Raw genomic sequence first — 19747 nt, forward strand, 5'->3', positions numbered from 1 at the left:
TTTTGTTTTTAGTAACCAGGGTTTTGTTTTAATCCACGATTGGCATCTAAAGCTGAGGTTGGAATTGGGAACAATTTTCTGAAAGCAGGAGATTCAGGTCTGAATTCGTTAGCCAATAAAAATTTATTGAAACGAATCATATCTTGTCTTCTATGGCCTTCCCAGTTTAATTCAAATCCTCTTTCGTTATAAATATCATCCAGAGTAGGATTGTGGTCTAAAGCGTTTAACCCTGCGCGTTGTCTTATTTGATCAATAAATGGTTTCGCAGCCGCAGTGTTTCCTAAACGAGCATTACACTCTGCCATCATTAAAATAACATCTGCATATCTGAAAATAGGGAAGTCGTTAGAAGCACCTCCACCAGTTCTTGGTGCTACAGGATAAAATTTCACATTACGAACACCTGCTTGAGGATCTGCTCCTGGATTGTCCAATGACGCAACATCAAGCGTATAATTGAAACCGCCTGGCTGTTCTCCAAACAAGAACTGTTTTCTACGAAGATCATTTGCATCATATTTCAAGAAGAAATCTTTAGGAACAATTGTGCCATTCCAACCGCTGAAACCGAATAAAGCTTGTGCATGAGCGCCATATAAACTACGAACCGCATAAACGTTACGAGAAACAATATCTAGAGTAGCATAAATTGGCAAGATCGTTTCATCTTCTGGAAGCACATCTCCAAATAATTCGTAGTATTTACTTCCCAACGGATTTGAAGCGTCTGTAGCTCCAGAGTGAAGTGTAAATCCACCATCGGCAACTTTGTTACACGCTGCTAAAGCTTCGTTCCATTTAGGAGTTCCTGTATAAACTTCTGCGTTCAAATATACTTTTGCTAACAAAGTATAACCTGCCCATTTATTGAATCTTCCATAATAATTTCCGCCTCTTGTTCCTGATAATAAATCAACGTTTTCGGTCAATTCTTTTACGATAAAATCATAAACCTCTTTACGGCTTGACTGCGGAATTTTATCTACAGTAATGTTATTGTCTGTGTAGAAAGGAACATCACCAAAATCATCAATCAATAAATAATAAAAGAAAGCTCTTAATGTTTTTGCTTCGGCAATTTTTGAAGCGTCAGCATTCGCTTTTTGCAATAAATCTACTGCTAGATTGGCATTGAAAATAGATTTATAAAGCCAATTCCAAGTATTGCCAATAATAAAATCTGTTGGAAGCCATTCGTGTTTGTGAAGACGAGCAAAATCCATCTGCCAGTCACCTGTATTTCTGTGCGGAATAACTTGTTCGTCAGAAGACATACAGTTCATATCGTACCATCCGTTATCTGCTCCTGCATAACCAACACCGCTCGCTCCGTCTCTTACGAATTCTCCTGGAATTTGGGCATATACACTTGCTAATGCAATATCAGCGCCTTCGGGAGTTCCATAAAAATCTTCTGCTGGATATTTATCATACACATTTTCTTCTATGTCTGTACAACTAAAAAGTGTCAGGAAACACAAGCTTCCTGTTATCAATATATTTTTAATTTTCATGTCTTTTACTATTTAAATTTTACAGTCAAACCAAACGCCACGCTTCTTGTACGAGGATAAATTCCTCTGTCACCTCCAAAATTATCTTCTTGTCTGCCACTTCCGCTTACGTTCAATTCCGGATCAATACCTGAATAATCTGTAATTAGGAATAAATTGTTTCCTGTAAGTGAAAGTCTAATAGTATCAATATATTTATCTGTAAAACGAAAACTATATCCCGCTGTAAGATTTTCTAAACGAACGAAAGAACCATCTTCTAACCATAAATCGGAACCGTAAGGAGAAGTGTAAATTCCTGTATCTACTGCACTAGCTAAAACATTCGATTTACCAATATTTTCCAATCTGCTTAAGTTTGAACGTAATCCGTTGTAGATTTTATTTCCTCCAGAACCTCTAACTAACATAGAAGCGTCGAAGTTTTTATATCGGTAAGAAGGATTAAATGCAAAAGTATAAGTTGGTAAAGCTGAACCTGCATAATAACGATCAGGACTTTTAGCACCTTGATCAATTGTACCGTTTCCATCGCGATCCAAAACAGTTTCAACATTGTTTTCGTTTTTACCTGTATGCTCTAAAATATAAAACGCTCCAATTGGTTTTCCTTTAACTAAATAAGAGTTTGCCGCTCCCCAGCCAACATAATCAGTATTTAAAGGAACTCCATTAATGCTTCCATTTAAATTAAGTACTTCATTTTTCATGAATGCCACGTTTCCGGCCAAAGTAAGTGTACTGTTTTGCGATTTAATAACATCGTAAGCAAGTGAGAACTCAATACCTTTGTTTGAAATACTTCCCACATTTGCTTTAATAGTTGGATAAGGATATGGAGGTTGAGGTACTGTATAATCAAATAATAAATCTTCTGTTTTAGAAGTATAAACATCTACAGTTCCTCTTAATCGATTGTTGAAAAGAGCAAAATCAAGACCTAAATTGGTTTGTTTTTTAGTTTCCCATTTCAAGTCGGCATTTGAGTTTTGATAAATGCTGTAATTTGTAATAGGCTGACCTCCAAAATAAGTGATTCCTGAGTTTCCAACCAATGAAAGAGACTGCTGCGGAAGAAGACCTTGCTGATTTCCAGTTGCTCCGTAACCCGCACGAATTTTCAATTCATCAAATACATTTTGTTTTTGCATGAAAGGCTCTTTGTCAATTTGCCAAGCAACAGATGCTGAAGGGAAATTTCCCCATTTGTTGTTAGCTCCAAATACAGACGAACCATCACGACGGATACTTGCAGTAACCAAATAACGATCTAATAAAGAATAGTTTACTCTTGCTAAAAATGAAACTAATGTTCTATCATTTTTATATGATGTTATATCTCCTGGACGAACTTTTGACAAATCTCCCAATTGTAACGCATTGTAAGTTGTTTTATCATTCATAAAACCTCTCGCTTGCGCATAATTTCCTTGATACATCTGATTTTGCCATTCGTATAAACCTAAAGCATTAATAGTATGTACGCCAAATGTTTTTTTGTAATTAAGACTTAAGTTGGTTAACTTTTCATTTTGTCTTTGATTATTAATATTGGCAAAACCATTTTGATCAATCGCATAAGCTACAGTTGATTCTATAGGTTGGAAATAACCGTATGTTACATTTGTTTTTCTCCAGCTTCCAAACCAGTTTAATGTTAAGCCTTTAGCCAAGTCCAAATCGGCTTTTAAGCTTCCAAATAAGTTGTCATTTTGAGCTTCATTTGTCGTAGTTTGCGCTGCTGCGTAAGGGTTTAAATATTGAAATACATTTGAATCTGTAAAGTAAGTTCCATCAGTATTGAAAACAGGATCTGTTGGTCTAACTAAATAAGCATTTGTAATTAAATTTGAAGTATAAGCCGCAGTTCCAACACTTTGAATAATACTAGTTGTATTGTTAATTCCGGTATTTAGATTGAAAGTCAATTTTAATTTGTCATCCAAAGCTAATTGAGTTGCCTGAATACGGCCGATGTATTTTTTGTTGCTTGAATTAATAACAACTCCATCTTGTAAAATTGCTGATAAGGAAGCTCTATAACTGAATTTATCTGTTCCTCCGCCAAAAGACAAAGTATGAGTTTGTGTAATTCCAGTTTGCGTTAAAATTCCGTACCAATCTGTATTTGAACCATGATTTGCTGATGCAGGAACACCAACACTTTGTGCCGCAGCCCACCATTCATCAGCATTTAGCATATCTAATTTCTTCGGAATAAAATCTAAAGAAGTAGAACCAATATATTCCATTGTAGTTTTACCCGCTTTATTCTTTTTCGTAGTAATAATAATTACACCCGGTGCACCACGAGAGCCATAAATTGCAGTTGCAGAAGCATCTTTTAAAATATCAAAACTTTCGATTTCACTAGGCGGAACTTGGTTTAGCAAATCCATATTTCCTTGAATTCCGTCAACAACTACTAAAGGATCACTTCCTCCAATTAAAGACGAAATTCCACGAATACGAACGCTTGGTCCTTGACCTGGCTCACTACCTAATTGCGTAATATTAACACCAGCAGCTTTTCCCGAAATCAATTGCAACGGATTCACAATTGCTCCTTGATTCATATCTTTTGCACCAATAGAAGAAACGGCTCCAGTAACATCTCTTTTTGTTGCAGTACCGTAACCAACTACTACAATTTCTTGTAAGTCAGTTGCATCTGGAAGAAGCTGAATGTTTATTACAGCTTGATTTGCAGTTACTTTTTTCTCTTTATATCCAACAAAAGAAACAACAATTACAGATTGACTACTTTCTACAGTAAGTTTGTATTTTCCATCAAAATCGGTAACCATTCCGTTTTTTGTTCCTTCTTCAATAACAGAAGCTCCAGGCAAAGGCATTCCGTTTTCGTCTGTAATTACACCCGAAACAGTTTGCTTTTGAAATTCTATTACCTGCGTTTTAAGTTCTGGTTTTTTAAGGATAATTTGAGTATCACGAATTTTAAATTCGGTAGGAGTTCCTTTAAAAATTTTATCTAAAACAACATATATAGACTGATCTTTTACAGAAATCGAAACCGTTCGATCTAAGTCGATGTCGTTCAATTTGTAAATAAATCTGAAATCAGTTTTTTGTTCAATGGTCTCAATAACCTTTTCGATTGTTGAATTGTTTAATTCGAGAGTAACCTTTGTTTTTTGGGCATAAGTACTCGCTTTAATATTAAACATGGCGACCAAAATAAGTAGAGTAGTTAGTTTCAATTTTAGGTCTTTTTGGAACAATGAGTATAGAAACCCATTATTCTTAGATTTTTTTTTCATAATTTTGTTAATTGATTGTAGTTAATTCGTTATATTCAATCACTTAGTTAATCGGAAATTGTTCGCAGCTCTTTCCGATTTTTTTATTCCCGCAATGTTATTTCTTCATATTTTTTATTGGTTTTAGTGGTTATTTAATTAGTATTTGATTGTTTTTTATCGTGTAATTAATGCCATGGATATCGTTAAAATAACTCATGACATTTTCAATTGATTCTTCTTTAAAGCTGGCATTGAATTTCTCGTTAGCCAATTTTTCATTTTTGTTAATGATTGTAACATTGTAGCGTCTTTCCAGTTTCGTAATAATGTTTTTGAAAGTCATATTTCTAAAGGTCAATCCGCCGTCTATCCAAGAAGTGTATATGTCTGTGATAACTACTTTGGTCGAAATTTTAGCATTTTCTCTGTTGAAACTTCCTTTAAAACCAGGTTTCAAAATGATGTTTTTAGAAGCATCAAATTCTTCGTTAGATTGATACATTCCAACAGAACCTTCAACCAAAACAACATCGGTTGCAGCGTCTTCAGGATAATTTGAAACGTTGAAATGCGTTCCTAAAACACGAACATTCAATTCGTCAGCATTTACTATAAACGGATGTTTTTTATCTTTAGCAACATCAAAAAATGCTTCTCCTTCAAGAAAAACTTGTCTGTTTTCGCCAGCGATAAATTTTACAGGATATTTTAAAGTTGTTCCAGAGTTTAAGTGAACAAATGTTCCGTCAGATAATTGAAGACGGAATTTTTTTCCGTACGGAATTTTGATAGTGTTATAAACCAGTTTTTCAGAATCTGAATTATTTCCATAAACTAGTTTATCTCCATTTTGATTTCCTACGATATTTCCTTTTGAATCTTTTACGTTAGATGAATTGTTTTCAGAAATAATCTGAGTTTCTCCATTTTCTAATTGTAAAACAATATCTGAGCTTTTAAAATCGAATTTTTGTTCGACAGCCTTGTCGGCCATATTTTGCTTATAGAAAAAACCAATTCCCAATAAAACAACTACAGAAGCCGCAATAGAAATGTATTTTCTATAATTTGATTTTCTAGGCTGTAATTCGATTACTGTTTCTTGTTCTTTTGAAGCAGATAAAATAGTATTGAAAATGGAATCTGCTTTTTGCTCATCCATTTTTGGCATTTCGCTCAATAGATTTTTCACCTCTTCAACCGTTGGAAAATCCTCAGTAAGATTATTTTCTCGGCAATAAGCAATGATCTGCTCTGTTTCTTCGGCAATACATTGATTTAAAATAAACTTTTCTAAAAGCGTTTTTATTTCAGAATTTGAATTCATTAAGAATGTTTTTAGGTTCTGTGTTTCTATAATACAGATGAAGTGGAGTGGAGTACTACTCAAACGTTATAAATTTTTAAATTTTAACATTTTTAATTATTTATCGCACTGATTATTAGTTGTTTAAAAACATAAAAAAAATAAAAGAAGAGGGCCTTTTTTGCGATTTTGAAAGCGAAAGGATTTTCCTAATTCAGACTAAAAAATCTAATCTGTGGAAATCCTTGGCAAAAAAGCAATCAAAAAAAAATCACTCCGAAGAGTGATTTTTAGGGCAATATTTGTGGTTTTGGTTAGATAATTTCATCGTGAAGTTGAAAAAAACCGCGCATCGATTCGAGCGCTTTACTCATTTGGTTTCGGACTGTATTTATTGAAATTCCGAGTTCCTGACTTATTTCTTCGTAGCTCATTCCTTTTTTCCGTGACATTTTAAAAATCTGCCTTCGTTTAGGAGGAAGCTGTTTTATAGCTTGCTTTTGGAGTTTTTTGCAGTCGGCCTCCCGAATGGCATAATCTCCGTATTCATGTGATTTTTGGCTTTCATAAAAAACAGCTTCTTTTAAAACAACTTCATTTGCTGCTTTGTTCAAAACATTAAAAGCCTGATTTCGTGCAATTGTAAAAATATAGGCCTTAAATGATTGTTCTATATCTAAACTTTCGCGGTTGAGCCAAACCTTCATAAAAACATCCTGCACATTCTCTTCCGCTGCCTCTTTTGATTTTAAAAGACTAATACTGTAACCATAAATATCCTGATGGTATAAATCAAAAAGTTGGCGAAAAGCTTTTTCGTTTCCATTTTTGAGTTCACTTACCAATAATTTTTCACTATGGTTGGCAGCTTCTAACAATTTAATTGGCTTTATTTAATTTTAATGGTATTAAACTATCAAAATAAGAAGTCTTGTATCTGACTTCATCACAAATATATAAAAATATTATTCGCAACAAATTATATATAAAAAAACTTAATTCGGATTTTTGAGTTAATTTTTAAAGGAAAGATACAAAAAGCACTTGCAGGTCGCTTTTATACAAGTAAGTGTCTTAATGACGCTTTTGCGAAATAAATTTTAATTGAGAATATCACTTTTGAGAATATTCTTATCTGTGAAATATGAAATCAGATTCGAAGATGAATGATATTTAAAGAAAAAATCCTTTTATCTTTAAAAAGACAAAAGGATTTTTGATATAAAGAAGAATCAAAAACGATTCTTAAATCTTCTTTTTGGAATTAGTTTTTCAAATCTTTGATAACTTTAAAAGCTACATCAACTTGATCTTCTCCAACTAAAATAGTAAACTCATTTGAAGTCGAAATTACTTCATTGATGATAATTCCTTCCCAAGCCAAACGTTGGAAAATGAAATAGTAAATACCAGGAACAACAATGTTTTCTTTTGGTAATTTTACAGTAATTGAAGCTAAATTATCTAATTTCTGGATTAATTTTTCTCTCATAAAGTGCTTCTCAACTAAGTGATTTACACTACTGCTGACAACAATATTAGTTTCGTTTACACCACGAGATGAAGTATAAAAAATATCAGATAAAGCATTAATATCAGAGATTAAATCTGCTTGTTTGTTCAAAACAGTTTCTGAAGCAGCAAAAGTGTAATCTGTAAGCTCAGAGCGAACAGTAATTTCACCAATATTCTTAATTACTTTATTGATTTTGTGGTTAAGTTTAAAGTCTAGTTCTTCCGTCAGTCGTTTTAAAGACATTACAACAGCTCCTTGTTTTACTTCTTTTCCAAACTCACTTTCCAATTCGGTCATAATATTTCGCGAAAGTGAAGTTAGGTTAATAATTCCGAGCGAGAGGGCATTCAATAAAAATGGTTTTGTTTTAATGTAGTTTTCTACAATAGAAGAAACAGTTTTCATAATTCTTTTTTTTTTTTTGGTAACAGTTGGTTGTTAATTTAACATTGCGATGTTATAATTCTCTGCAAATATAAATAAAAAAACAAATTGTTACAATTATAACAATAAAAAAATATGTTAAAAGTGATAAAAAGCATCTGTAAGATGTTCAATTGCAAATGTTTCCCCGTTTTTGTGGACCGCAACGATATCAAAACGGATTTCTAAATCTTCCGCAAAATCCTTTTCCCTATCGTTTATGTAGGCATTTACTGCTTTAATAAGTAATTGAATCTTTTTTTGCTTCACAAAATCTTGCGGAGAACCAAAATCTAAACTCGAACGAGTTTTAACTTCAACAATTGCCAAGACAGAATCTTTTTGTGCAATTATATCTATTTCTGCTTTTTGGATTACAAAGTTTCGCTCTAAAATAGAATATCCATTTTCTTCCAAATGAACCGCTGCGAGATCTTCGCCTAATTTTCCTAAATCGTTATGTTCTGCCATTGTTGTAATATTCTGTCTCAGTCACAGTTTTCAGTGTGAATCTTAGAAATTATTTTTACTAAATGAAATTATTGCACGAAAAACGCAAAATCACAAAGCATTTAAAACTTTGCGACTTTGCGTTTTTGCGAGATTTTTATGTGGTATTTTTTGAGTTTCCTTAAAAAGGATTGTGTGGTATTATTTTTTGAAAGCAACCGTACTTCCAGAAGCTGTAACTTCCATAGAAATGGTATTTCCCATAATTAAAGCTCTGTTGTCTCTAATATGGCCGGCTGGGAAATTGAAAATTACTGGAATATTGTATTTTTTAGTTACATCATCTATAATTTCCAAAGCGTTTTTCCCCCAAGGCACTTCATTATCTTTCATGCTTGTCATTCCGCCAATGATAATTCCTTTTAGATTTTCGATACAGCCGTTACGTCTTAGATTCATCATCATACGGTCAATATGATAAAGATATTCGTCTAAATCTTCGATAAATAAAATTTTATCCTTGCAGTCAATTGCCGATGGAGATCCTAATAAACTATATAAAATAGATAAATTCCCTCCAACTAATTCTCCAGTTGCACTTCCTAAACGATTCATAGGAGTTGGACTAATTGAGTAGGAAATAGGTTCGTTAAACAAAGCAGCTTTTAACGAGCTCACAGCATCTGGAGTTGCTCTAGGAACCGTTACAGGCATAATCCCATGAATCGATTTGTAACCCATAGTATTCAAATGATTATGAAGAACCGTTACGTCGCTAAAACCGATAACCCATTTTGGATGCTGTTTGAATTTGGTGAAATCTAATAAATCTAACATTCTAACAGTGCCATATCCGCCACGAACGCACCAGATCGCTTTAATATTTGGATTGTCTAATTGCTTTTGAAAATCGGCAGCTCTTTGTTCATCTGTTCCAGCCAATTGATGATAATCCAATCCAATTGTAGATCCAATTACGGCTTCTAAACCCCAACTATGCAATAAATCTATGGTTGGTTTTAAATTGTCATCGATGTTTTTTCTAGCTGTTGCCAAAAGCGCTACAGTATCTCCTTTTTGTAAATAAGGTGGTGTTATCATGTTTTGTTGAGATTGACAGTTGAATGATTGTAAAGCAAAAATAAGAAATGCGAGTTTACAAAAGGCAAAACGTCTTTTTATATAGTCAATTCGATTTTTATTCATTTTTTTCTTTTGCTTAAATTTATAAAATTAATTTTTAAGGTTTGGTAGATTTAGCCTCCGTATTTTTCTTGCAGTTCGGTCAAAAGCAACATTAAACCTTTGTCTGCTTCTTCAGATTGCACATTGGCAAATAAGATAAAAGCTTTATCGATGTTTTTGCAAATATACACTTTGGTTAAAAATGTTCCTGGATTTCCATAATGAAATGAATATTTCAAGCCTGATTTTTCATTTATTTCAGAATACCATCCAAAAGAAAATTCAGGAAAACCAAAATGCATTTTATTAAATTCTTCTTCAGACAATACTTTTGATTTTCCTAACAAACCTTGTAATTGCATCTGTGTAAATTTGCAAAAATCAGGAAGATTTACATTGATATTTCCTGCTGATGAAAGCCAATTTAATTTATAATTTACAAATGGCTTTTCAGGCTTCAAATTTTCATCATGTCCCCACGGCTGGTTTATATCAGTTACGTTTGGCTGTCCAAAACCAAAGTTAATATTTAGCTTTTTACCCAATTCTTGCACTAAAGTTTCATAACTTTTTCCGGTTGCTTTTTCCAGCATTAAACCTGCAGCAACAAAACTTGGATTGGAACCGTACCATTCCTGTTTTTCAGTAACAATTTGTTTTTGCTTAAAAAACCAGCTTATAAACTCATAACGCTGTTCTTGATTATTTCCTTTAATTTCTTGTTGATTTGGAGTTTCATTTCCATAAGACCAAGTTGGGATTGGCGCTCGAAAGGTCAAGAAATCCTGCAAGGTTACATTATAAATTCCTGGATTACTTTCTGCTTTTAATTCAGGATATAAATCAAAAAATTTAGTATTCCAGTTTATTTTTCCTTCATTTACTAAAGTCGCTGCGATATAACTTGTGATCGTTTTTGTGATTGATCCTAAACGAAATTTATCATTAATTTTTGCTTTATGAGAAGACTTGTAACGTTGAAATCCTAAAACGTTAATTTCAAGAATAGAATCTGAAGAAACAACTGCATAAGCTAATTCTGGAATTTTATATTGTTTTCTGATTTCTTCTGCTCTGGAACTATTTTTTTGTCCGTAAAATGGATTTGTAAAGCTCATGAATAAAGCGAAAAACAATATTTTTTTCATGTTATAAATTGTCAGATTTTTTCAGCAATATACAAGACTTTTATTAGAAACAAACGTAATATTTTTAAATTTTATTTAGGTAAAAAATCTTACAAAAAAATTAAATTTGTCTTTTTAAAAATCTTTTCTATGCCATTAAAATATAAATTTTGTTTGATTTTTCTTTTTTCGCTGACAGTCCTGTTTGGCCAATCAAAAAGATACAAAATACACACTGTAGCTTTTTACAATTTTGAAAATCTTTACGACACTGTAAATGATCAATTTACAAATGATGATGAATGGACTCCAAACGGAGCACAACGTTGGACAACAGGAAAATATCAGCAGAAATTAAAAAATCTAGCAAAAGTTATTTCTGAAATTGGAATGCCTGAAAATTCAAATGCACCAACTTTAATTGGAGGAGCTGAAATAGAAAATCGTGGCGTTTTAGAAGATTTAATAAAAGAACCAAAGCTATTGCCACTAGATTTAGGAATCATTCATTTTGATTCGCCAGATAAACGAGGAATCGATGTGGCTTTATTGTATCAGAAAAAATATTTCAGACCAACTTCTTATTCGAATATTCCTTTAATCATTTATAAAAAAGAAATTTCTCCAAAAGAAGAGGAAGTTCTGGATGATGAAATTGAAGTTAAAAAGGAAAATAATAATCGAGTTTTTACAAGAGATCAGCTTTTGATTTCGGGATTTTTGGAAGACGAAGAAATACATATTATTGTCAATCACTGGCCTTCTAGATCTGGCGGAGAAAAAGCAACAACTGCATTTCGGGAAGCTGCAGGAAAATTAAATCGAAAAATTATTGATTCATTGCAACAGATTAATCCAAGAGCAAAAGTATTGACAATGGGAGATTTCAATGACGGACCTTTTAATAAAAGTATAAAAATAGGTTTAGGGGCTTGTGGAGTAAAAGCAGAAATTCCTGAATTTGGAGTTTTTAATCCTTTTGAAGAACTTTCTAATAAAGGAATGGGAACAATTGCTTTTAGAGATTCATGGAATATTTTTGATCAAATTATCATGACAGAATCTTTAATTAAAGCTGATTTTTCGACTTTTAATTTCTGGAAAGCAGGTATTTTCAATAAACCTTATCTTATTCAAAATACAGGGCAATATAAAGGCTATCCTTTACGCAATACAATTTTGGAAGCTGGGTTTAGTGACCATTTTCCAGTTTATGTTTATTTGATAAAAGAGTTTAGGTGAGTTTACAGTCGCAGTGAATCTGAAAACTGCGACTGAGACTGAATACTTTTCACTACCTTAGCTACTCATAAATTTAGTATTTAAAAAATGGCTATAGCAAAACCTTTTAACCTGACTCAATGGATTGATGAAAACCGTCATTTACTTAAACCGCCTGTTGGAAATAAAAACTTATATGTAGATTCTGGAGATTATATTGTAATGATTGTAGCGGGACCAAATGCTCGAAAAGATTATCATTATAACGAAACTGAAGAGCTTTTTTATCAGTTAGAAGGAAGTATTAAGGTTATAATTCAGGAAGATGGTCAGCGTAAAGAAATGGAATTAAATGCGGGAGACATGTATCTACATCCAGCGAAAGTGCCACATTCTCCTGTTCGTTCAGAAGGTTCAATTGGACTTGTTATAGAAAGAAAACGTGCAGGACAAGGTTTTACAGATGGTCTGCTTTGGCATTGCGATAACTGCAATCATAAATTGTATGAAGTGTATTTTGAACTTCATAATATAGAGAAAGACTTTCTTCCTCATTTTGAGCATTTTTACAATTCAGAAGAATTAAGAACCTGCGATAATTGCGGAACTGTTATGGAAACTGATCCGAGATTTGTTGCGAAGAAATAATATTTTATTTTAATAGAAATAAGAAACCCGATAGGTTTTTGAAACCTGTCGGGTTTAATTATGTTTATCGTTTAAGATTTATGAAGAAATCCTTTTAATCTTAAAAATCTGTGGTAAAATAAAATTACAACTTAAACTTTTTCCCCTGCTCAGGATAAATAATCTTCAATCCTAAATCGTTTTGAGCTTTTAACTGCTCTTTTATTTTAACAATATTCTTTGCTGGAGGTTTCAAATGTGTGATGATAATTTTAAAGTTTTTAAGAGAACCTTTTCCCGCCAAATCTTCTAGAACATGAAGCTCTTTCATTAAATAATTTGGTGTTAAATGACCAAACAAAAACTTATCTGGTTGTTCGTTCGGAAAAGAAACTTCGATGAAAATTCCCTTTAATTGTTTTTCTTTAACCAATTGCGCAATGGCTGTCCATAAATCGCGAAGATTATTGCTTTTTTCTACTTCATCTGGTCCTGTATCTCCTAAATATAAGACATAGTCATTCTCATTTTTAATTAAGAAAGCAGTGCTTTCAAATGGATTAACATGGCTTAAAGAAAATGCTTTAACCGTCATTTTGGTATTCGTTAAAGAAGTTTCTTCCCCTAGATTCAGGGTTTGAAAATGGTATTTTTTTAAAGGAAAACCTGGACCTGCATCTCCAAAATTTGCCCAAGTCTGATCATTGAAATAATGGTTTTCCATCATTTCCATACATTTATTAGTAGCATAAACCGTTTTTGAAGAATCGGCTGGAGAATTGATAATCAAACCAGATACATGATCTAAATGCGCGTGAGAAATCAAATATCCTTTGATGTATTTTCGTAAAACTTCGCTTGTCGAAACTTTGAAAGTTTTCTTTTCAATAGCTTTTTCGATTCCTGCGTTTAAAGTTCCAGCGTCAAGACAGATATAATCAGTTGTATTTGATGGAGCTATTAAATAAGCAGAAAGATTTTTTTCATCAATACCGCCCATTACGCCTAATGGAACTATAGAAAAAGAGGGTTTTTCTTTTTGGGAAAATATATTGGTAGTAACTAAAAGAAAACAAAGCAAAAGCCTATTAAAAAGAGTCATGTTTTTAATTTTAAGTGCACAAATTTCATTAAATAAATTCAATAATGAGGTTTCGTTTCTGTTAATACTATAAAATAAGCTTAAATTTACTTTCATTTATGAATTAACTTCAATTGAAAATTAATTCTAAAACAATATCTTTACATAAAAATATAACAATTTTAACTAAAAAAGTTACAATGACAACAATAGCATCGCAATTTGGAATGAAGGAAGCTCTTGAAAAATTGGGCATCAAGACCATAAATGAAGGAACATCAACAGGAATTAATAATTTTTCTTCGGGAGAAATTCTAGATAGTTATTCGCCAGTTGACGGAAAATTAATTGCTTCGGTTAAAATGTCAACTGCAGAAGATTACGAAAAAGCAATTCAGACAGCGGCAGAAGCATTTAAAACTTTTAGATTGATTCCAGCGCCACAGCGTGGTGAAATTGTACGTCAGTTTGGAGAAAAATTGAGACAAAATAAAGAAGCACTTGGAAAGCTGGTTTCTTACGAAATGGGAAAATCATTGCAGGAAGGTTTTGGAGAAGTTCAGGAAATGATAGATATCTGCGATTTTGCAGTTGGTTTATCACGCCAGCTTCATGGATTAACAATGCATTCAGAAAGACCTGGGCACCGTATGTACGAACAATATCATCCTTTAGGAATTGTTGGAATTATTTCGGCATTTAATTTCCCAGTTGCAGTTTGGTCTTGGAACACTGCATTGGCATGGATTTCTGGAGATGTTTGTGTTTGGAAACCTTCTGAAAAAACACCTCTTTGCGGTATTGCTTGTCAGAACATCATAGCTCAGGTTATTAAAGAAAACAATCTTCCAGAGGGAATTTCATGTTTAATAAACGGAGATTATAAAATAGGAGAATTATTGACTGCAGATACTCGTATTCCGCTTATTTCTGCAACAGGTTCAACCAGAATGGGGAAAATTGTTGCGCAGACTGTGGCTGGAAGATTGGGTAAGTCATTATTAGAATTAGGTGGAAACAATGCTATTATTGTTACTCCAGATGCCGATATTAAAATGACGGTTATTGGTGCTGTTTTCGGAGCTGTTGGAACGGCTGGACAGCGTTGTACTTCAACTCGTCGATTGATTATTCACGAAAGTATTTATGATAAAGTAAAAGATGCATTGGTGGCAGCGTACAAACAGTTAAGAATTGGAAATCCGCTTGACGAAAATATTCACGTTGGACCGCTAATTGACACTCACGCTGTTGAAATGTATGCAGCAGCTTTAAATAAAGTTGTAGCTGAAGGCGGAAAGATTCTTGTAGAAGGTGGAGTGCTTTCTGGTCAAGGTTATGAAAGTGGCTGTTATGTTAAACCTGCGATTGCCGAAGCTGAAAATTCATTTGAAATTGTACAGCATGAAACATTTGCACCAGTTTTATATTTAATTAAATATTCAGGAGAAGTAGAAAATGCAATCGAAATTCAAAACGGTGTTGCTCAAGGATTGTCTTCTGCAATTATGACAAATAATTTACGTGAAGCAGAAAGATTTTTATCTGCAACAGGTTCTGACTGTGGAATCGCAAACGTAAATATAGGAACTTCTGGTGCAGAAATTGGCGGAGCTTTTGGTGGTGAGAAAGAAACTGGAGGAGGGCGAGAGTCTGGTTCTGATGCTTGGAAAATTTACATGAGACGTCAAACGAATACAATTAATTATACTACAAATCTTCCTCTAGCACAGGGAATTAAATTTGATTTGTAAAAGTATAAAACTGAAAAAAAGGCTTCCAATTTTGGAAGCCTTTTTAAGTTAAGTTTGGTTTTTATTTTTTAATTAGTGTTTGGTTTATTGATCCATCAACAGTAATAATTTTGGCTAAATAAGTACCAGGAATTAAACTGCTTGTATCAATACTCTCAGAGTTTCCAGAATTAATTACCAAGTTTCCAGAAATGTTGTATATAAGCACACTCTGAACTTTTTGTTCTGGATCTGATAAGAATAAAGTGCTTGAAACTGGATTTGGATATAAAACTATTTTTGATGATTCTGTACTTTCTTTTGCAGTAGTTTCAGCTCCAACAGCCATTCTTAAAGTACTTCCGCTATAAACAGTGCTAATGTAAAATAAGTTGGCAACAGAACCTTTTGTTATAGTGTGAGAACCTGCAGCAATTGAAGCAGTTACGATACCTGCTGATGCCGTGTAAGAAACATTATCTACTTTAATGGTTCCCGTAAAACTTGAATCGAAAACCAAAGTTAAAGTAGACGCACTTGTTGTTGTATACGTTATAGATGTGCTTGATTCTATTTTTAAGCGCTCTGTTAATGTTAATCCGTTGTAAGTTACAGATCCAGGAGTTGAATTCATGTTTCCTGTAATAGAGTAGAATGTACTTGTTTTGCCAGATGTTGTAAAATTATGTAGTTCAGATCCGCCAGTTGAGCCTGTTGTCACCGTTATTGTTCCTGATGCCGTTACAGGAGTTCCTGCACTTCCTGAAGTTGTTACAGAATAAGACACGTTTGCAGTTGGAGTTCCTGTAATCGTGATAGTTTTTGCTGTCGTATTTTTTACAAAAGACAACCCAGAAGCAGGTAATCCTGTTACAGATGCGTCTGTTGCGTTTCCGCCCCAAGTAAAGACGATTGAAGCGATAGCAGTTCCAGAAGAAACAGTTTGGCTATTATTTCCTGTTGAAGTTAAAGTTTGGTTTCCAGCAGCAGTAACTGTTACAGTTCCTGAACCAGTGGCTGGGGAACCACTAGTTCCAGAAGTTGCAATTGAGTACGAAACTGTTGCAGTTGGCGTACCAGAAATAGTTATCGTTTTAGCTGTAGTATTTTTTACAAAAGTCAATCCAGAAGCTGGCAATCCAGTTACGGTTGCATCAGTTGCATCTCCACCCCACGTAAATACGATAGAAGAAATTGCAGTACCGCTTGCAACAGTTTGATTATTGTTTGCAGAAGAAGTCAAAGTTAAAGTCTGCGTTCCAGCAGGCGGGTTTCCTTCACCTTGTACAGCAACTAAAGTTCCTGAATAGTTTGTAAGAGCTGTTTTCAAAGCTGTAATAACTAAAGAAGAAGTATCATCTGTAGCATTGTTAAATGTCCATTTTAGATCTCCACCAGATACACGTCCTGCATATTGAGTTGTTTTTGTTTTCGCAGCAGCAGGAGTATCGATAGTTAGATTTTTTACATACAAATTAGCATCTGTATCAAAGTTGTTGTAGGTATTTGCACCCGATTTAGATTTTACAGTACTGCTTACCACTTCTCCTCTTGTTGTAGCTACATAAGCATCAAAATCTGTTGTAGAGCTTATTTTTCCTGATATATTGTATAACGGATTAGGATCGTTATAAGCTACGAAACGCATATTATTTGTTCCATTAGAAGCGTCAAATGTATTGTTATAAGCTTTTATACTTCCTCCAGCTTCTCCAGAAAATGTTCCCATTGTTCCAGCATTGTTAACTTGGTTGGCTTCATCCCAAATATCAGAACCTTGAAGAGAAGTTAACATTGGATGTTTGCTATTTCTGTAATAATTTCCTTCAACGAAAAGAGAAGAGCCCATAGTTGAACCTGCTCCATATTTAGAAACTCCGTCATAATAGTTGTTGTAAATATGTGCTGAATAATAGCGCACACGAGGGTGACGAGAATCGGAGTGATCAAACCAGTTATGGTGGTACGTGATGTACAATCCTGAAGTTGTTCCTTCGCTTAAGCCTAAAAGGCTTGCTTTTCCATTATCCCAAAAGTGGTTGTAAGATAATGTGATATAAGTTGAAGTTTTATTGTCTAATGCTCCGTCACCTTTTATCTGGTCGGCATCGCTTCCTGCATTTCCGTAAAATAAATCACAGTTGTGAACCCATACGTGATCATTGTCCTGCTGCATTCCTACATTATCTCCTGCAGTACTATTACAGTTCATAAATCCAAGGTTACTTACTTCTATATTTGAAGCCGATTTTAATCTAACTCCCCATCCGTTCGCTACAGCGTCGTCACCAATACCTTCAATTGTTACATAGCTAGAAGCATTGTTTGCATTTTCAATAACTACGTCGCCACCTTCCATAACCGTCATATCAGTGATATTTCCAATTAAACGAATGATAAATGGACGCGTATCTTTTCCTTTTTTAATGGCGTAAAGAATATTTTGAAGACCAATGCAGGGATTTGCGCTAGCTCCAGTAATATTCATCGAAATTGTGTTTTTGGTATTTTGTGTAATGTAAAGGATTACGGCATTGTCTTTAGGAGTTCCGTCAGCTTTGTATCCTCCAGGAACACGTCCGCCTTCAAAAGCAAATCCGTTTCTGTCGTGCGCGGTTACTGTTAAACTTCCAGTTGTTGCTCCAGATCCTTCGGTGCCATTTACAACAGGTTTTACTTTAACGGTGTAAGTTCCAGCTTTAAGACCTGGAATATCAGCACGAAAATAAGAACCATAACTTCTAATAAGCTGGTCATCTATTTTTTGATCTGTAAATCCGTTTCCTGTATAATACACATTGTAGGTTTGGGCACCACTGACTGGCTGCCATTTTACAAAAGCAGATTCTAGCCAGCCAGAAGCTTCATTAATTTGAATGGTTTGGGCCCATAATTGAACTGTCATAAAAAAGACAGCCACGAAAAGTAGGTTTTTTTTCATAAGGTTTGTTTAAGATAGTTAATAAAATAAGTAAGTGGTTTTTACTTACGATTCCAAGTGGTTTAATTGTAATCGATTACACAAAATTATATATTAATTTTTAATAGTATAATTTTTTTACTAAAAAAAAGAGGATACTTAAATTATTTAGCTTTTAAAATGTTAAAAATGTAATAAATTGCATTGATTGTAATTTATTACATATAGTCAATTGATTGTGGAAAGCCGTATTTTTCTCGCTTTTAACAATTCGAAAAGTTTAAACAAAATGGAGATTGAGAGTCTACAATTTTTTTTATTGCAATAAATTACATTTTAAATTTTGTAGGAAATGGATTCTTTTCGTGTTTTGAATAACAGATTATTCTTAGAAGTTTTGATATTTATAATCAAAAAAATAAATTGGTTGAAATAAAAAAGCCTTTCTGATTTTACTCAAAAAGGCTTTTGGATTATTTAAAATAGAATTGTTAGTCTTTGCTAGAAAGTTTTGATAAAAGTCTTAAGAATTCGATATACAACCAAACCAATGTAATCATTAATCCCATTGCTCCGTACCATTCCATAAACTTTGGCATTTTTTCTCTTGCTCCTTTTTCAATTAAATCAAAATCCAAGAAAAGGTTAAGAGCAGCAATGATGATAACAAAAACGCTGATACCAATACTCATCATAGAATTTCCATAATGAACAGGTGTCCAGCTTGAAAACATTGATACAACCCAAGAAATTAAATAATATGTAGCAATTGCTAATGTTGCCGCAACCACAACAGATTTGAATTGTTCTGTAACTTTTACAATTCTAAATTTGTATAAACCAAGACAAACCAAGAAAGTAACAAGAGTTGCGCCAACTGCATTGATTACAATTCCTGGAAATTTTAATTCAAATATTGCAGAAATACCACCTATGAACAATCCTTCGAATAAAGCATATCCTGGCGCTAGGTAAGGAGATAACTGTGGCTTAAATGAAGAAACTAAAACTAAAATAAAACCAATAATCGCTCCTCCAATTGTAGGCAGCATAGGGTTTATTCCGTTAAAAGTCATCCACCATGTTACCATAGCAGCACCACATAAAATAAGAAATAAGATTGCTGTTTTGTTGATTGTTCCAGACACCGTCATTTCTTGATTGTAATCAATAATCTGAGCTTGGTGTACTTCAGTTCTTGGTTCAGCATTTGATGAAAAACGCTTACTGTTTAAAAATGGATTTTTTGAATTAAAGTTCATATTTTAATACATTTAATTGAATTCAAATATATGGAGATTTTTTGAAGTGCAATCTTAGGAAAGAAATTTTTAACATGAATTTCTGTTCTTTATTTAGGGTATAAAAAAAATCCATT

14 protein-coding genes are annotated in these 19747 nt (G+C 33.4%); 3 read left to right on the forward strand and 11 right to left on the reverse strand.

Annotation, left to right across the window (positions count from 1 at the left end):
* Positions 1-8: 8 nt before the first annotated feature.
* The 8 genes from OD917_RS12830 to OD917_RS12865 form a co-directional block, all read right to left on the reverse strand.
* Positions 9-1517 carry a RagB/SusD family nutrient uptake outer membrane protein gene (locus OD917_RS12830; protein ID WP_263523885.1) on the reverse strand — a complete coding sequence of 503 codons (1509 nt, stop codon included), beginning with the start codon at positions 1515-1517 and terminating at the stop codon, positions 9-11.
* Positions 1518-1525: 8 nt separating this feature from the next.
* Complete coding sequence (locus OD917_RS12835; protein ID WP_263523886.1) at positions 1526-4738, reverse strand: TonB-dependent receptor; 3213 nt, start codon at positions 4736-4738, stop codon at positions 1526-1528.
* Positions 4739-4928: 190 nt separating this feature from the next.
* Positions 4929-6107: a FecR family protein gene (locus OD917_RS12840; RefSeq protein WP_263523887.1), complete on the reverse strand. Its 1179-nt coding sequence runs from the start codon at positions 6105-6107 to the stop codon at positions 4929-4931.
* 293 nt (positions 6108-6400) lie between these two features.
* Positions 6401-6964, reverse strand: a complete 564-nt coding sequence (locus tag OD917_RS12845; RefSeq protein ID WP_263523888.1) for an RNA polymerase sigma factor — start codon at positions 6962-6964, stop codon at positions 6401-6403.
* A gap of 386 nt (positions 6965-7350) precedes the next feature.
* Complete coding sequence (locus OD917_RS12850) at positions 7351-8007, reverse strand: hypothetical protein (RefSeq protein ID WP_008466087.1); 657 nt, start codon at positions 8005-8007, stop codon at positions 7351-7353.
* 117 nt (positions 8008-8124) lie between these two features.
* A complete protein-coding gene (locus tag OD917_RS12855) occupies positions 8125-8496 on the reverse strand; it encodes a YraN family protein (protein WP_263523889.1) in 372 nt (123 codons plus the stop codon).
* Between the two features lie 180 nt (positions 8497-8676).
* On the reverse strand, positions 8677-9576 hold the full coding sequence (locus tag OD917_RS12860) for an LD-carboxypeptidase (RefSeq protein WP_263523890.1): 900 nt from the start codon (positions 9574-9576) through the stop codon (positions 8677-8679).
* Positions 9577-9731: 155 nt separating this feature from the next.
* The gene (locus OD917_RS12865; protein ID WP_263523891.1) at positions 9732-10808 is read right to left on the reverse strand and encodes a serine hydrolase domain-containing protein; all 1077 of its coding nucleotides are present in this window, start codon (positions 10806-10808) and stop codon (positions 9732-9734) included.
* A 129-nt stretch (positions 10809-10937) separates the two neighbouring features.
* On the opposite strand from OD917_RS12865, the gene OD917_RS12870 reads away from it, so the two are divergent.
* Positions 10938-12029, forward strand: coding sequence for an endonuclease/exonuclease/phosphatase family protein (locus OD917_RS12870; RefSeq protein ID WP_263523892.1), 1092 nt, complete (start codon positions 10938-10940; stop codon positions 12027-12029).
* Between the two features lie 87 nt (positions 12030-12116).
* Positions 12117-12656, forward strand: coding sequence for a 3-hydroxyanthranilate 3,4-dioxygenase (locus tag OD917_RS12875; protein ID WP_111286287.1), 540 nt, complete (start codon positions 12117-12119; stop codon positions 12654-12656).
* Positions 12657-12780: 124 nt separating this feature from the next.
* Here OD917_RS12875 and OD917_RS12880 read toward each other — a convergent pair whose 3' ends face one another.
* Positions 12781-13737 (reverse strand): MBL fold metallo-hydrolase, encoded by a 957-nt coding sequence (locus OD917_RS12880; protein WP_263523893.1) that lies wholly within the window; start codon positions 13735-13737, stop codon positions 12781-12783.
* Between the two features lie 179 nt (positions 13738-13916).
* Between OD917_RS12880 and OD917_RS12885 the strand changes: the two genes are divergently transcribed.
* On the forward strand, positions 13917-15470 hold the full coding sequence (locus OD917_RS12885; protein ID WP_263523894.1) for an aldehyde dehydrogenase family protein: 1554 nt from the start codon (positions 13917-13919) through the stop codon (positions 15468-15470).
* Positions 15471-15531: 61 nt separating this feature from the next.
* Here OD917_RS12885 and OD917_RS12890 read toward each other — a convergent pair whose 3' ends face one another.
* Complete coding sequence (locus OD917_RS12890; protein ID WP_263523895.1) at positions 15532-18390, reverse strand: T9SS type A sorting domain-containing protein; 2859 nt, start codon at positions 18388-18390, stop codon at positions 15532-15534.
* A 470-nt stretch (positions 18391-18860) separates the two neighbouring features.
* Positions 18861-19631, reverse strand: a complete 771-nt coding sequence (locus OD917_RS12895) for a Bax inhibitor-1/YccA family protein (RefSeq protein ID WP_263523896.1) — start codon at positions 19629-19631, stop codon at positions 18861-18863.
* Between the last annotated feature and the right edge of the window lie 116 nt (positions 19632-19747).

Origin of the sequence: Flavobacterium sp. SH_e (genome assembly GCF_025717045.1) — a bacterium.
GTDB lineage: Bacteria > Bacteroidota > Bacteroidia > Flavobacteriales > Flavobacteriaceae > Flavobacterium.

What these genes read in the sequence shown, in the direction of transcription:
- OD917_RS12830 (WP_263523885.1), bottom strand. Translation starts at nt 1,517, where the DNA reads ATGAAAATTAAAAATATATTGATAACAGGAAGCTTGTGTTTCCTGACA.
- OD917_RS12840 (WP_263523887.1), bottom strand. Translation starts at nt 6,107, where the DNA reads ATGAATTCAAATTCTGAAATAAAAACGCTTTTAGAAAAGTTTATTTTA.
- OD917_RS12850 (WP_008466087.1), bottom strand. Translation starts at nt 8,007, where the DNA reads ATGAAAACTGTTTCTTCTATTGTAGAAAACTACATTAAAACAAAACCA.
- OD917_RS12855 (WP_263523889.1), bottom strand. Translation starts at nt 8,496, where the DNA reads ATGGCAGAACATAACGATTTAGGAAAATTAGGCGAAGATCTCGCAGCG.
- OD917_RS12860 (WP_263523890.1), bottom strand. Translation starts at nt 9,576, where the DNA reads ATGATAACACCACCTTATTTACAAAAAGGAGATACTGTAGCGCTTTTG.
- OD917_RS12865 (WP_263523891.1), bottom strand. Translation starts at nt 10,808, where the DNA reads ATGAAAAAAATATTGTTTTTCGCTTTATTCATGAGCTTTACAAATCCA.
- OD917_RS12870 (WP_263523892.1), top strand. Translation starts at nt 10,938, where the DNA reads ATGCCATTAAAATATAAATTTTGTTTGATTTTTCTTTTTTCGCTGACA.
- OD917_RS12875 (WP_111286287.1), top strand. Translation starts at nt 12,117, where the DNA reads ATGGCTATAGCAAAACCTTTTAACCTGACTCAATGGATTGATGAAAAC.
- OD917_RS12880 (WP_263523893.1), bottom strand. Translation starts at nt 13,737, where the DNA reads ATGACTCTTTTTAATAGGCTTTTGCTTTGTTTTCTTTTAGTTACTACC.
- OD917_RS12885 (WP_263523894.1), top strand. Translation starts at nt 13,917, where the DNA reads ATGACAACAATAGCATCGCAATTTGGAATGAAGGAAGCTCTTGAAAAA.
- OD917_RS12890 (WP_263523895.1), bottom strand. Translation starts at nt 18,390, where the DNA reads ATGAAAAAAAACCTACTTTTCGTGGCTGTCTTTTTTATGACAGTTCAA.
- OD917_RS12895 (WP_263523896.1), bottom strand. Translation starts at nt 19,631, where the DNA reads ATGAACTTTAATTCAAAAAATCCATTTTTAAACAGTAAGCGTTTTTCA.